Below are 14,218 nucleotides of genomic sequence, written 5' to 3' on the forward strand. Positions count from 1 at the left end.
CCGTATTCGGAGGCGTCGCCGAGCCGTGCGGGATGCGGCACCTGGGCGCCAAGGCTCTTGCGGGCTTCCTCGTTCAATCCCATCAGCAACGGCGTCAGGAACAGGCCGGGCGCGATGGTGTTCACGCGAATCTTGAGGCTGGCGAAATCGCGTGCCGCCGGCAGTGTCATGCCGACCACGCCGCCCTTCGAGGCGGAATAGGCAATCTGGCCGATCTGGCCTTCATAAGCGGCGACGCTGGCGGTGTTGATCACGACACCACGCTCCTCGCCGATCGGCGCTTCCGTCGCCAGCCGTTCCGCGAACAGCCGCAGCACGTTGAAGGTGCCGATCAAATTGACGTTGATGATGCGGACGAACTTGGCCAGCGGATAGACGCCGTCCTTGCCGACGATGCGCTGCGATCCGCCGATGCCGGCGCAGTTCATCAGCACGCGGGCGATGCCGTGGGCGGCCTCGGCCTTGGCGATCGCCGCCTTGACCTGGTCCTCGTTGGTGACGTCGGCATGAAGGGCGACGCCCCCCACCTCGGCCGCGACCTTCTCGGCGTTTTCCATGCTCTGGTCGAGCACGCCGATTTTAGCGCCCTTGGCGGCCATGGCGCGCGCGGTGGCGGCGCCGAGGCCGGAGCCACCGCCGGTGATGAGAACGGCAACGTCTTTCAACTGCATGATAAAACCTCTCCTTGGGCGTTTTCTTGGTAGTGGGCGAATGACGAATGGCGAATGGCGAACAGAAGAAAGAAAATCTATTCGCTACTCGCCATTCGCTATTCGCCCCTTCTCTTCTTCCAGCATGCCGCCGCAGATCAGCGCTTCCATATGCTTGATATACTGGCGGCAAACCTCATCGGTGACCGGCCCGACACCGGTGGCGCGCGACATCGCGTGACGGCCGAAGAACAGATGGTCGCAGGCGCCGATCAGGCTGGTGTAGAACAGGACCGGATCGATGTTGCGGAACTCGCCGGCCTTGATCCCTTCAGCCAGCAGCCGGCGATGGAATTCCAGCAGCGGGGCGACAAAGAACTTCGACACCTCGTCGGCGGAATCGACGCTGCTTTCATGCAGCAGATAATGGATCAGCCGGTTCATATAAGGGAACTGGTGATAGGCGCGGATGATGCCGGCGATATGCAGCTTCAGTTTTGCGGTCGGCGCGATCGGCTGGGCCAGCAGATATTCCAGCTGCGTCACTTCGGTCGCGGCATCGCGCGCCAGAAGCGCCAGCAGCAAGCCGTCCTTGTTGCCGAAATGATATTTCACCAGTGCGGCGTTGACGCCGGATTTCTGCGCGATGTCGCTGAGCGACACGTCGATCGAGGAACGCTCGATCATCAGGTCGCTGGCGGCGACGAGGAGCTTCTCGGCCGTCGAGTTTTTTCCGCCCGCGAGCTTTGTCGGTACGCTGGTATTCAACTGCGATTCCATGACTTGCTTCAAGGCGCCCCAGATCCGGGCGCAGATAACCCGATGCCGCGGCTGCACTCAAGAGTTAATTGATTGATTGACTAAATCCCCTTGCACCACTTAAATCCGGCCCATCCTTCAAAACCCACCAAAACAATCAGGGAGAACGCTCATGGCCGAGGCATACATCGTCGCCGCCGCACGCACCGCCGGCGGCCGCAAGGGAGGACGCCTCGCCGGCTGGCATCCGGCCGATCTGGCGGCTTCCGTGCTGGATTCGCTGGTCGAGCGCTCGGGCGCTGCCCCCGACCAGATCGAGGACGTCATCATGGGCTGCGTCATGCAGACCGGCGAACAGTCCAACAACGTGGCGCGCAACGCCATCATGGCCTCGAAACTGCCAGAAAGCGTGCCCGGCACCTCGGTCGACCGCCAATGCGGCTCGTCGCAGCAGGCGCTGCATTTCGCCGCGCAAGCCGTGATGTCCGGCACCATGGATATCGTGATCGCCGCCGGCGTGGAATCGATGACGCGGGTGCCGATGGGCCTGTCGTCGCAACTGCCGGCCAAGAACGGCTTCGGTACCTACAAGAGCCCGGGCATCGAGAAGAAGTATCCGAACATCGTGTTCAGCCAGTTCACCGGCGCGGAAATGATGGCGGAGAAATACGGCCTGTCCAGGGATGAGCTCGACCAGTACGCCTATGAGAGCCACCAGCGCGCCATCGCCGCCACCCAGGCCGGCAAGTTCAAGGACGAAATCATTCCGCTGCAGATTACGCGCGCCGACGGATCGACCGATACGCATTCGATCGACGAGGGCATCCGCTTCGACGCCACGCTCGACGGCATCCGGGGCGTCAAACTGATCGCGGAAAACGGCAAGCTCACCGCCGCCAGCGCCAGCCAGATCTGCGACGGCGCCTCCGGCGTCATGGTCGTCAACGAACGCGGACTGAAGTCGCTCGGCGTCAAGCCGCTGGCGCGGGTCCATCACATGACCATGATGGGCGGCGATCCCGTGATCATGCTGGACGCGCCATTGCACGCCACCGAGCGCGCGCTGAAGAAGGCCGGCATGTCGATCGACGACATCGACCTGTTCGAGGTCAACGAAGCCTTCGCCTCGGTGCCCACCGCCTGGCTGAAAACCACCGGCGCCGATCCGGCGCGGCTCAACGTCAACGGCGGCGCCATCGCGCTCGGCCATCCCCTCGGCGGCTCCGGCACCAAGCTGATGACCACGCTGATCAACGCCCTGAAGCAGCGCAACAAGCGCTACGGCCTGCAGACCATGTGCGAAGGCGGCGGCATGGCCAATGTGACGATCGTCGAGCGGCTGTAACAGCCCCGTAAAATCTATCGTCGTCCCCGCGAACGCGGGGACCCATAACCACCGACGGTGACGTCAGGCACGGAGGCGACACCACGCCGTCTCACTGCCAACGGTGGTTATGGGTCCCTGCGGTCGCAGGGACGACGCAAGTAATAAAATCTCCAAGGAAACCCCATGACCCATCCGTCGATCTATGCCCGCACGCAACCCGACAAGATCGCCTACCAGATGGCCGGCACCGGCAAGGCGATCACCTATCGCGAGCTCGACGAGCTGTCGAACCAGGGCGCACAGCTGTTCCGCGCGCTCGGCCTGAAGGCAGGCGATCACATCGCGTTCCTGATCGAGAACCGGCTGGCGTTCATGGAGATCTGCTGGGCGGCGCAGCGCGCGGGGCTGTATTACACCGCGATCAGCCGCTACCTCACCCAGGACGAGATCGCCTACATCATCAAGGACTGCGGCGCCAAGCTGGTCGTAACCTCGCCGAAATGCGCCGAGCAGATCAGGGGGCTGGTCACCGGCGCGCCCGGCGAGCCGCTGTTCTACATGCTTGACGAGCCGCTGCCCGGCTTCCGCTCATGGGACAAGGAAGCGATTGCGCAGCCGATCACGCCGATTCCCGACCAGGTCGCCGGCTATGACATGCTGTATTCGTCGGGCACCACCGGACGGCCGAAGGGCATCAAGAAAGAATTCGAGAACAAGCCGATCGATGCGCCGAACGCGTTCATGAAAATCCTCTGCGCCGACATGTGCGGGATATCATCCGACAGCATCTATCTGTCGCCGGCGCCGCTCTATCACGCAGCTCCCCTGCGCTTCAACATGATGGCGATCACGCTCGGCGGCACGTCGGTGATCATGGAATCGTTCGATGCCGAGCAATTCCTGAAACTGGTCGAGAAGCATGGGATCACCCAGTCGCAGCTGGTGCCGACCATGTTCGTGCGCATGCTCAAACTGCCGGACGAGGTGCGGACGCGCTATGACGTCTCCTCGCTGAAGGGCGCGATCCACGCCGCGGCGCCCTGCCCGATCGACGTCAAGGCGAAGATGATCGAATGGTGGGGACCGATCCTGATCGAGTATTACGCCGGCTCCGAAGGCAACGGCGTCACGGTGTCGACCTCGCAGCAATGGCTCGATCATCGCGGCACCGTCGGCCGCGCCGTGGTCGGCAAGATCAAGATCCTCGACGAAAACGATGCGGAAATGCCGGTAGGACAAATAGGCACGGTGTATTTCGCGGATGCGCCTGTCTTCACCTATCACAACGATCCCGAGAAGACGAAGCGCGCCTATAACGCAAAAGGATGGTCGACGCTCGGCGATGTCGGCTATCTCGACGAGGAAGGCTTCCTCTATCTCACCGACCGAAAATCCTACATGATCATTTCCGGCGGCGTGAACATCTATCCGCAGGAGACCGAGGACGTGCTGATCACCCACCCCGGCGTCGCCGACGTCGCGGTGTTCGGCGTTCCGAACGAGGAAATGGGCGAAGAGGTCAAGGCGGTAGTGCAGCCGCACGACATGGCGAAGGCCGGCAAGGAACTCGAGGCCGAGTTGATCGTGTTCTGCCGCAAACATCTGTCGCCGATCAAATGCCCGAAGAGCATTGATTTCGAGGCCGAGCTGCCGCGCACGCCGACGGGCAAGCTGGTGAAGCGGCATCTGCGCGACAAATACTGGCCGAAGACGGCCGTGAAGGTGTAGGGCCGCTTCCTTCCCTTCTCCCCTTGTGGGAGAAGGTGCCTTCGCGAAGCGACGGCGGATGAGGGGTCTCTATCCGCGGAGACAAACCCCTCACCCGTCTCAATCGCGCTTTGCGCGATTGATCCACCCTCTCCCACAAGGGGAGAAGGAAGAAAGGCGTGAACTGATGGCAACCCTTCCCGACATTCCCCTGCCCTCCACCATCCGTTCCCGCTATGTCGACGGCATCAACGGCCTGCGCATGCATGTGCTGGAAGCCGGTTTCGAGACCAGGGGCCGGCCCTGCGTGCTGTTGCTGCACGGTTTTCCGGAGCTGGCGTTCAGCTGGCGCAAGGTGATGCCTGCCCTCGCGGCCGCCGGCTACCACGTGATCGCGCCGGACCAGCGCGGCTATGGCCGCACCACCGGCTGGGATCCGAGCTACGACGGCGATCTCAACTCGTTCCGGCTGCTCAATCTGGTGCGCGACGCGCTCGGGCTGGTGTCGGCGTTCGGCTATCGCCATGTCGATGCGGTGGTCGGACATGATTTCGGCAGCTCAGTCGCGGCCTGGTGTGCGCTGGTGCGGCCCGACGTATTCCGGTCGGTCGCGCTGATGAGCGCGCCGTTCGCCGGACCGCCGCCGCTACCGTTCGACACTGCCGACGCGCCGCCGAAGCCGAAGGCCGAGGATCCCGTGCATCGCGACCTAGCGGCACTGCCGCGCCCGCGAAAACACTATCAATGGTACTACTCGACACGGCAGGCCAACGCCGACATGCACCGCGCGCCGCAGGGCGTGCATGATTTCCTGCGCGGCTACTATCACCACAAGAGCGCGGACTGGAAGGATAACAAGCCCACTCCGCTGCAGGGCTGGACCGCGAGCGAACTGGCAAAACTGCCGACCTATTACGTGATGGATCTGGCCAGGGACATGGCTGAGACGGTCGCCGAGGAAATGCCGTCGGCGGAAGTCATCGCCGCCAACCAATGGCTTCCCGACAGCGAGCTCTCGTTCTACAGCGACGAATATGCCCGCACCGGATTCCAGGGCGGCCTTCAATGGTACCGCTGCGGCACCTCCGGCGAGTTCATCCCGGAATTGCAGACCTGGTCCGGCCGGACCATCGACGTCCCCTCATGCTTCATCTCCGGCCAGCAGGACTGGGGCATCTATCAGCGGCCGGGCGTGATCGAGGCGATGCAGAAGACGGCGTGCACCAACATGATCGGCTGTCATCTGATCGACGGCGCCGGTCATTGGGTGCAGCAGGAGCAACCCGCCGAGGTGAGCCGGCTGCTGCTGGGGTTCCTCAAGGTGGGCGGTACGGGCCGCTGATCGATTGACCGCCCGGCTTGCAGGCTCAACCGTAACTGCGCATCATCGGCGCCAGGCACAAGTCAGCAGGAGAATATCTTGGCCAAATCGCAATGGAGCTTCAGGAGCGCAACCGAACTGTCGGCAGCCCTTGCGGCGAAAAAGGTCTCCGCGGTCGAACTGGCGCAGGACGCCATCGGCCGCATCGAGCGCCACGACGGCAAGATCAATGCGGTTTGCGTGCGTGATTTCGCCCGCGGCCTGGAAGCCGCCCGCGCCGCCGACGCCGCGCGCGCGCGCGGCGAAACCGGCGCGCTGCTCGGCATTCCCCTGACGGTGAAGGAATCCTACAATGTCGCGGGGTTGCCGACGACCTGGGGTTTTTCGCCGCAGAAGGATTTTGTGGCCAGCGAAGACGCGCTGTCGATAGCCCGCGTCAAGCAGGCGGGCGGCGTGATCCTCGGCAAGACCAATGTGCCGGTCGGGCTCGCCGACTGGCAGAGCTATAACGAGATCTACGGCACCACCAATAATCCGTTCGACCTCGGCCGCACCCCCGGCGGCTCCTCCGGCGGATCGTCGGCGGCGCTGGCGGCAGGCTACGGGCCGCTGTCGCTGGGCTCCGATATCGGCGGCTCGCTGCGGGTACCGGCGTTCCACTGCGGCGTTTATGCGCACAAGCCGACCTACAACCTCGTGGCGCCGCGCGGCCATACGCCGCCGCCGTTGCCGCCGATCCCGCTCGATCGCGATCTGTCCGTGATCGGACCGATGGCGCGCTCGGCCGCCGACCTGTCGCTGCTGCTCGACGTGATCGCGGGACCCGATCCCCTCGACAATGGCGTCGGCTACAGGCTCGCGCTGCCGCCGCCACGTCACACCGCGCTGAAGGATTTTCGCGTGCTGGTGATCGACAGCGATCCGGTCATGCCGGCGGACAAGGACATCCGCGGCGCCATCGAGAAACTGGCAGGCAATCTGGCCAAATCCGGCGTGAGCATCGCGCGGCACAGTCCGCTGCTGCCGGATTTCGCCGATTCGTCGCGGCTCTATATGCGGATGCTGATGGGGTTTCTCAGCGCGTCCCTTCCACCTGACGCCGTCGCAGGCGCAAAGGCCGGAGCCGCGCAGCTGACGGCCGACAACAGGAGCCTGGCCGCCGAGCGGCTGCGCGGCATCACGCAGAGCCATCGCGACTGGGTGCTCGACGATGGCGCCCGCGCCCGGCTGCGTGCGCAATGGCGCGAGCTGTTCAGGACATTCGATGCGGTGATCTGCCCGATCATGCCGACACCGGCCTATCCGCACGATCATACGGAGCCTCAGGAGGCCCGCCGCATCAGCATCGACGGCAAGGACTACGTCTACCCGGATCAACTGGCGTGGCCCGGCATCGCCACCCTGCCCGGCCTGCCCGCCACCGCGATCCCGCTTGGCCTCACCGGCGGCCTGCCGGTCGGCGTGCAGATCGTCGGCCCCTGGCTGGAAGACCGCACGCCGCTGAAACTGGCGGAACTGGTCGAGCGTGAATTCGGCGGGTTTGTGCCACCCCCGATGTTCGATGATTAATCGTCATTCCGGGGTGAGGCGAAGCCTCGAACTATGGTGCGCAATTGCGCACCTGAGAATCTCGAAGTTGTTCACATGAGATTCCGGGTTCGCGCTGCGCGCGCGCCGGAATGACCGGAGAGAACGAACATGCGCAACGACCTTGCCGAACTGACCAGCCTCAATCGTGACTACATCGATTCCGTGCAGCATTCCGACGTCAAACGCTTCGACGAAATTCTCGCCGACGAATTCTACTGCTCCAATCCCGACAAGTCGCTGGTCGATCGCGCCGGCTTTCTCAGGCAGACCGCGGTGCCGGTGACGATCCGGAATCTCGAGGCGCATGACGTCAAGATCCGCCTGATGGGAGATTTTGCCATCATCCACGCGGCCACGCGCTACACGACGGCGGATGGTCAACAGGGCTCAGGCCGCTACACCGATTGCTGGGCCCGGCAGAACGGCCGCTGGCTGGCGGTTTCGGCGCATGTATCGCGGTGACGATCGCTGTGCTCGCTTCGTCCCTCCCCCCGCGTAGCAGTGGGGAGGGATTTAAGAATCACGCGTCGAACATGATGACGCTGCGCACGGTCTTGCCGGCCTTCATGGCGGCGAAGCCGTCATTGATCTCGCTCAGCTTCAGCTTGGCCGAGATCCAGTCCTCCAGATGCAGCTTGCCGCGCATGTAGAACTCGACCAGCCGGGGCATGTCGACGCGGAAATGGTTGGAGCCCATCGACGAGCCCTGGATCTTGCGCTCGCGCAGGAAGTCGAAGCCGTGCAGCTCGATCTTCTGGCCGAACGGGATCATGCCGACGATGGTGGCGGTGCCGCCGGGAGCCAGCATCGCAAACGCCTGCTCGGCGGTCTCCTTGCGGCCGAGCACCTCGAACGAGTGATTGACGCCGCCATTGGTGAGGTCGCGCACCTGCTGCACCACGTCCCCATTGCGGGGATCGATGATGTCCGTGGCGCCGAGTTTGGTCGCCAGTTGCAGCTTGGCCGGATTGGTATCGACCGCGATGATGCGGCCGGCGCCCGCGATCTCGGCGCCGTTGATCGCGGCCATGCCGACGCCGCCGCAGCCGATCACGACCACGGTCTCGCCGGGCTGAACCTTGGCGGTGTTGACTACCGCGCCGTAGCCGGTGATGACGCCGCAGCCGATCAGGGCCGCGAGATCGAGCGGCATCTCCTTCTTGATCTTGACGATGGCGTTTTCGTGCACGAGCATCTGCTCGGCGAATGACGACAGATTGAGGAACTGGTTCAGCTTCTCCGAGCGCGCCCATGACAGCCGGTTGGAGGCGCCGGGCAGCATCTTAACCGTGGTGTCGGTGCACAGCACCGGCCGCCCGGTCGAGCAATTGTCGCAGGTGCCGCAGAACACCGACAGGCACGTCACCACGTGATCGCCGGGCTTGACGTAGGTGACGTCGGAGCCGACCTGTTCGACGATGCCCGCCGACTCGTGACCGAGCACTGCGGGCAGCGGATGCGGGTAGAGCCCTTCCATGAAATGCAGGTCGGAGTGGCAGAGCCCGGCGACGGACGTGCGGATCAGCACCTCGCGCGGGCCCGGCTTCTGCAGGCTCACGTCCTCGATCACGAGCGGCTTGTTGACTTCAACCAGGACGGCGGCCTTCATCAGTGTTTCCTCCTCTTATGTTCTTTTTGGTGGCGTTCACCCTCCCCTGGCGGGGGAGGGTCGACGCGAATGAAATGAGCGGCGGGGTGGGGTGACAGTCTCTCGTTTCGAACTGTGCCCGAGTTGAAAGACTGTCACCCCACCCCGTCTCGCATTTCGCTGCGCTCATACGAGCCGACCCTCCCCCTCCAGGGGAGGGTAAGAGACGCTCGTTGCGGCAGCAAGCCTACGCCGCCGAAAGCAATTCGCCAACCTCGGCCATGTCAACCGCGCGATCGCCGAGCAAATGGCCTGTCATGGCGCGCTGCGCCGCATTTTCCGTCAGCCGGAATGGATCACCCGCGGCAACGCGGTGGTCGATCACCATCCGCGACAGCAACAGCCGGCGCGCGTCGCCGCGCATCTCGTGGATGCGCCCGCCCTCCCAGGCCAGCACGACGGCGCTTGCGACATGATAGAGCAGGCTGGTGGCGCGGCGCGCTTCGGCCTCGTTGTCCATGCGGCTGGCGACCTCGCGCGCAAAACCGATGGCGCGGTCGGTCAGATCGCGCAAGCGGCCGCGCCAGACCTGCGGCACGTTGGCGCTGTCGTCGAGACGGGCGTGCAGGTCGGCGGCCAATGCCGCCTCGGCGCCGTGGCGGCCGACCGCGCGCTTCAGCGCGTCGATCGCGACGATATTGCCGGTGCCTTCCCAGATCGAGCCCAGATGGGAGTCGCGCAGCAGCCGCGCGGTGGCGAATTCCTCGATGTAACCGATGCCGCCGCGCATCTCGAGCGCGTCGCCGCAGACCTTGCGGGCGTCGCGGGTGGCGCGGAATTTCAGCGTCGGCGTCAGGATGCGCAGCAGCGCCGCCGCGTCCTGGCTGCCGGCCTCGGCGCGGTCCAGTGCGTCGGCTGTGACGAAGCTCATCGACAGCGCCTGTTCCGTCGCCAGCATGATCTTCATCAACTGCCGCCGCGCCAAGGGCAGATCGACGATACGCTGGCCGAACACTACGCGGCCTTGCGCCACCGTCATCGCGTCGTGATATGCGCGGCGCATCAGCGCGGTGGATTTGACGCCGTTCGACAGCCTCGATGAATTGACCATCTCGGCCATCTGCACGAAGCCGCGATCGAGCTTGCCGACCGCATAGGCGATCGCGCCTTCCAGCTTGATCTCGCCCGAGGCCATCGAGCGGGTGCCGAGCTTGTCCTTGAGACGAACGATCCGGTAGTGATTGGGCGTGCCGTCATCGAGCGTCCGCGGCATCAGGAACAGGCCGACGCCGCGGGTGCCGGGCCCCGCGCCTTCCGGCCGCGCCAGCAGCATCACGACTTTCGCATCGGCATTGGAGCAGAACCACTTTTCGCCCGATAACCGCCAGTGATCGCCTTCCTGCACCGCCGTGGTGGTCAGCGTACCGACGTCGGAGCCGCCTTCCTTCTCGGTCATGAACTGGCCGCCCTGGGTCAGCAGGCTCATGTCGGTCTGGGTCAATCCGTCGAGATATCTGGCCTTCAGCGCCTCGCTGCCGAAATTCGAAAGCAATTTGGCGCAGCCGTCGGTGACGTTGATCGGGCAACCCAGCCCGAACTCGGCCTGATTGAACAGGAACGTGAAAGCGTGTTTGGCGACCACCGGATATTTGTCGGGCCAGCCCAGAATGCCCTTTCGCACCGACATCGCGTGAATGCCGAATTCGCCGAAGGCGGCGGCTTCGAGCTCGCGATAGGCCGGGTGGTACTCGATCCATTGCGCGTCGCGGCCGAATTTGTCGCGCTGGTGCAGCACCGGGGTATGGCGGTCGGCCAGCCGCGCGCATTCGTCGAGATGGCCGCCGGCGAGCGCGCCGAGCCGATCGAGATGCGGCTCGACATGACGAAACAGCGGAGATGGCAGGTGAATGCGCAGCAGGTCCGTCAATGCCGGATCGGCGCGGTAGAAGTTCATGCCCGACGTATCCGGCGCGAGCAGGCCGGGCTGGTCGGCGGGCGGCGTTGGATCGCTTTGTCTGGCTGTCTGCTGCATTTTTTGACTCTTGTTCGTTCCGCCCGATATCCTGACGATATAGACCAACTACCGATAATGCAGGCGATGACGCCGTCAACAACCATATTTGGAGGATCACCCTGTGGCTGAGGGATACCGCATCATCGGCGCCGAGATGTCGCCCTACTCGGTCAAGATCCGTTCCTATTTCCGCTACAAGGCCATTCCGCATCAATGGCTGCTGCGCAATACGGCGAGCCAGGCGGAATACGACAAATACGCCAGAATGCCGATCATTCCGCTGGTCATCACGCCGGAGGGGACTGGCATCCAGGATTCCACGCCGATCATCGACGCGATGGAAAAGCTCCATCCGGAGCCGTCGATCCATCCCGGCGACACGGTCGCCAACTTCATCTCCGCGCTGATCGAGGAGTTCGGCGACGAGTGGGGCAACAAATGGATGTTTCACTACCGCTGGGCGCGCGACGTCGATCAGCGCGCCTCGGCCGGGCGCATCGCGCGGATGCGCAATCCCGCGGCCAGCGAAGAGAAGCACGAGGCATTCGCGGCCCAGGTGCGCGTCCGCATGGTGGATCGGGTCTGGTTCGTCGGCTCCAACGCGATGACCACGCCGCAGATCGAGAACGGCTTCGTCGAGATGCTGGGTTTGCTGGACAGCCACCTCGCGAGCCGCCCCTATCTGTTCGGCGGCCGGCCGGCATTCGGCGATTTCGGCCTCTGGGGACAGTTTTACGAGCTCTGGACCGATCCGACCGCCGGCGCCCTGATCGAAGGCAACACGCCGCATGTGCTCGATTGGGTGCACCGCATGCTGTGGCCGCGCGCGGAAGGCGCGTTCGAGAGCTGGACCGAACTCGCGCCGACCCTGATGCCGATTCTGGTCAGGCAGGTCGGCAGACAATTCTGGCCCTGGACGCTCGCCAACGAGACCGCGCTGAGGCAGGGACAGGAAGAGTTCAGCGTCACGCTCGGCGACAAGGTCTGGACCCAGAAGCCGCAGAAATATCACGCACGATCGCTCGGCATGCTGCGCGCCAAATACGCCGATGTCGCCGACAAGAGCGCGCTCGATATGGTGCTGGCCGCGGCGGGTTGTCTGGCCGGATTGCGCGCCTAGATACGGACTGTGTGAGATAGATGAGTCGCTTGCTGCCCATGCTTCGAGACGCACGCGTCGCTCGCTCCTCAGCATGAGGTTGTTGTGTTTCAACAAGCCAAACCTCATCCTGAGGAGACCGGCGAAGCGTAGCGATGCCGGGCGTCTCGAAGGATGGGCTGCACGTCGATTTGTGAAACCAGGTCTTAGATACCGATCATTCAAGGACAGCGCCCATGCAAACGCCGAACTACAAGATCGCCCTGATCGTCGGTGCCGGCGAGGGACTCAGCGCTTCGCTGGCGCGGCTGTTCGCCAACCAGGGCATTCGCGTCGCGCTGGCGGCGCGCAAGATCGAGAAGCTTGGCGCGCTCTGCACCGAGACCGGGGCGCGGGCCTTCGCCTGTGACGCTACCCATGCGGACGAGGTCGAACGGCTGTTCGGGCTGGTCGAACGCGAGATCGGGACGCCCGATGTCGTCGTCTACAACGCCAGCGCCCGCGCCCGCGGCCCCTTCACCGGTCTGGTGCCGTCGGAGGTCGCCCAGGCGATCTCGGTCAGCGCCTTCGGCGGCTTCCTGGTGGCGCAGCAGGCGGCCATGCGGATGCTGCCGAACAAGCACGGCGCGATCCTGTTCACCGGGGCGTCCGCGAGCGTCAAGGGCTATGCGCAATCGGCGCCGTTTGCGATGGGCAAGTTCGCGCTGCGCGGACTGGCGCAGAGCATGGCGCGCGAATTGTCGCCGCAGGGCATCCATGTGGCGCATTTCGTCATCGACGGCGGCATCCGCAGCGCCGCGCGCAGCGAACCCGCCGACCGGCCGGATTCGATGCTGGACCCCGACGCCATTGCGCTGAGCTACTGGAACGTGCTGCAACAGCCGCGCAGCGCCTGGAGCTGGGAACAGGAATTGCGGCCGTGGGTCGAGAAGTTCTGAGGGCAACGCCGTCATTCCGGGATGGTGCGCAGCACCAGACCCGGAATCTCGAGATTCCGGGTTCGATGCTGCGCATCGCCCCGGAATGACGGCGGCAATAACAACAATAATGGGGGAAGCATGGCCACCGAGATCACCGTCGACACCGGCACCAATGAACTGCTGTGCGTCATCCGCGACCGCGTCGCCATCATCACGCTCAATCGTCCCGAAGTTCGCAACGCGATGTCGGACGCGCTGACCCCGGCGCTGCGCAACATGATCAAGGTGTGCGGCGAAAATCCCGATGTCGGGGCGCTGCTCATCACCGGCGCCGGCACCGCCTTCTGCGCCGGCGGCAATGTCAAGGGCATGGGCGCCCATCGCGACCCGAAGCGGCTGGCCATGTCCTATGACGAGAAGGTCGCCGACCTGCAGGAACGCCAGCGGCTGCTGACCGGCGCGCTGGTGTCGGTGCGCAAGCCGACCATCGCGGCGCTGCCCGGCCCCGCGGTCGGCGCCGGCCTCGCGCTGGCGATGGCCTGCGACATCCGGATCGCGGCGGAATCGGCCTTCGTTTCCACCGGCTATCTGCGGGTGGCGCTGTCCGGCGATTACGGCATCGCCTGGCTGTTGACCCGGCTGGTCGGCACCTCGCGGGCGCGCGAGTTGATGTTCACCGCCGACAAGGTCGAGGCGCGGCGCGCGGAGGCCATCGGCCTCGTCAACCGCGTGGTGCCCGACGCCGAACTGCAGCAAACCGCCTTTGCGCTGGCAAAATCGATGGCGGAAGGCCCGACGCTGGCGCTGCGCTACATGAAGGACAATCTCGACGAGGCCCTGCTGTTCGATTTCACCACCGCGCGCGACCACGAGGCGGAGCGGCTGGTCCGCCTGACCACGACCGCCGATCACCGCGAAGCGGTGCAGGCGTTTATCGACAAGCGCAAGGCGGTGTTCACGGGGAGCTAAGCGACAAAGTTTGATCCCTCATGGTGAGGAGCGCGTTGGCAGCGCCTTGCGCCGCCGGCGTGCGTCTCGAACCATCTGGCACATTGCCTGCTGCCATCCTTCGAGACGCCGCGCGAAGCGCGCGCGGCTCCTCAGGATGAGGAAGAGAGTTTCAAACCGCAGCTTGCAGCACCACCTGTTGCGCCGCCAGCCGCCAGCTGGCGCAGGGAATTTCCTTCGGCGCGACGGCGATCAGCTTTTCGAACCGCACCAGCTTCCAGTCGCCGGGCGAATG

General features: G+C 64.5%; 12 protein-coding genes. 8 read left to right on the forward strand and 4 right to left on the reverse strand.

What is annotated here, in order from left to right:
• Positions 1–671: SDR family NAD(P)-dependent oxidoreductase (locus Q8N40_RS16550; protein WP_305712569.1), on the reverse strand; the 671-nt coding region annotated here is incomplete at its 3' end.
• Between the two features lie 84 nt (positions 672–755).
• Positions 756–1,430 carry a TetR family transcriptional regulator gene (locus Q8N40_RS16555; RefSeq protein ID WP_305320265.1) on the reverse strand — a complete coding sequence of 225 codons (675 nt, stop codon included), beginning with the start codon at positions 1,428–1,430 and terminating at the stop codon, positions 756–758.
• Positions 1,431–1,581: 151 nt separating this feature from the next.
• Here Q8N40_RS16555 and Q8N40_RS16560 point away from each other — a divergent pair, with 151 nt between their 5' ends.
• From Q8N40_RS16560 to Q8N40_RS16580, 5 genes are all read left to right on the forward strand, one after another.
• Positions 1,582–2,754 (forward strand): acetyl-CoA C-acetyltransferase, encoded by a 1,173-nt coding sequence (locus Q8N40_RS16560; protein ID WP_305712570.1) that lies wholly within the window; start codon positions 1,582–1,584, stop codon positions 2,752–2,754.
• A gap of 165 nt (positions 2,755–2,919) precedes the next feature.
• A complete protein-coding gene (locus tag Q8N40_RS16565) occupies positions 2,920–4,464 on the forward strand; it encodes an acyl-CoA synthetase (RefSeq protein WP_305320267.1) in 1,545 nt (514 codons plus the stop codon).
• A 166-nt stretch (positions 4,465–4,630) separates the two neighbouring features.
• A complete protein-coding gene (locus tag Q8N40_RS16570) occupies positions 4,631–5,785 on the forward strand; it encodes an alpha/beta hydrolase (RefSeq protein WP_305712571.1) in 1,155 nt (384 codons plus the stop codon).
• 78 nt (positions 5,786–5,863) lie between these two features.
• The gene (locus Q8N40_RS16575; protein ID WP_305712572.1) at positions 5,864–7,333 is read left to right on the forward strand and encodes an amidase; all 1,470 of its coding nucleotides are present in this window, start codon (positions 5,864–5,866) and stop codon (positions 7,331–7,333) included.
• A 129-nt stretch (positions 7,334–7,462) separates the two neighbouring features.
• Complete coding sequence (locus Q8N40_RS16580; RefSeq protein ID WP_305712573.1) at positions 7,463–7,816, forward strand: nuclear transport factor 2 family protein; 354 nt, start codon at positions 7,463–7,465, stop codon at positions 7,814–7,816.
• A 58-nt stretch (positions 7,817–7,874) separates the two neighbouring features.
• Here the strand turns inward: Q8N40_RS16580 and Q8N40_RS16585 are convergent, their stop codons facing one another.
• Positions 7,875–8,963, reverse strand: coding sequence for a Zn-dependent alcohol dehydrogenase (locus Q8N40_RS16585; RefSeq protein WP_305320271.1), 1,089 nt, complete (start codon positions 8,961–8,963; stop codon positions 7,875–7,877).
• 226 nt (positions 8,964–9,189) lie between these two features.
• The gene (locus tag Q8N40_RS16590; RefSeq protein ID WP_305320272.1) at positions 9,190–10,974 is read right to left on the reverse strand and encodes an acyl-CoA dehydrogenase family protein; all 1,785 of its coding nucleotides are present in this window, start codon (positions 10,972–10,974) and stop codon (positions 9,190–9,192) included.
• Between the two features lie 103 nt (positions 10,975–11,077).
• On the opposite strand from Q8N40_RS16590, the gene Q8N40_RS16595 reads away from it, so the two are divergent.
• From Q8N40_RS16595 to Q8N40_RS16605, 3 genes are all read left to right on the forward strand, one after another.
• A complete protein-coding gene (locus Q8N40_RS16595) occupies positions 11,078–12,076 on the forward strand; it encodes a glutathione S-transferase family protein (protein WP_305712574.1) in 999 nt (332 codons plus the stop codon).
• 215 nt (positions 12,077–12,291) lie between these two features.
• Positions 12,292–12,993: an SDR family NAD(P)-dependent oxidoreductase gene (locus tag Q8N40_RS16600; RefSeq protein WP_305320274.1), complete on the forward strand. Its 702-nt coding sequence runs from the start codon at positions 12,292–12,294 to the stop codon at positions 12,991–12,993.
• A 120-nt stretch (positions 12,994–13,113) separates the two neighbouring features.
• Positions 13,114–13,944, forward strand: coding sequence for an enoyl-CoA hydratase (locus tag Q8N40_RS16605; protein ID WP_305712575.1), 831 nt, complete (start codon positions 13,114–13,116; stop codon positions 13,942–13,944).
• Positions 13,945–14,218: the final 274 nt, after the last annotated feature.

Source organism: Bradyrhizobium sp., from assembly GCF_030693485.1.
Classification (GTDB): domain Bacteria; phylum Pseudomonadota; class Alphaproteobacteria; order Rhizobiales; family Xanthobacteraceae; genus Bradyrhizobium.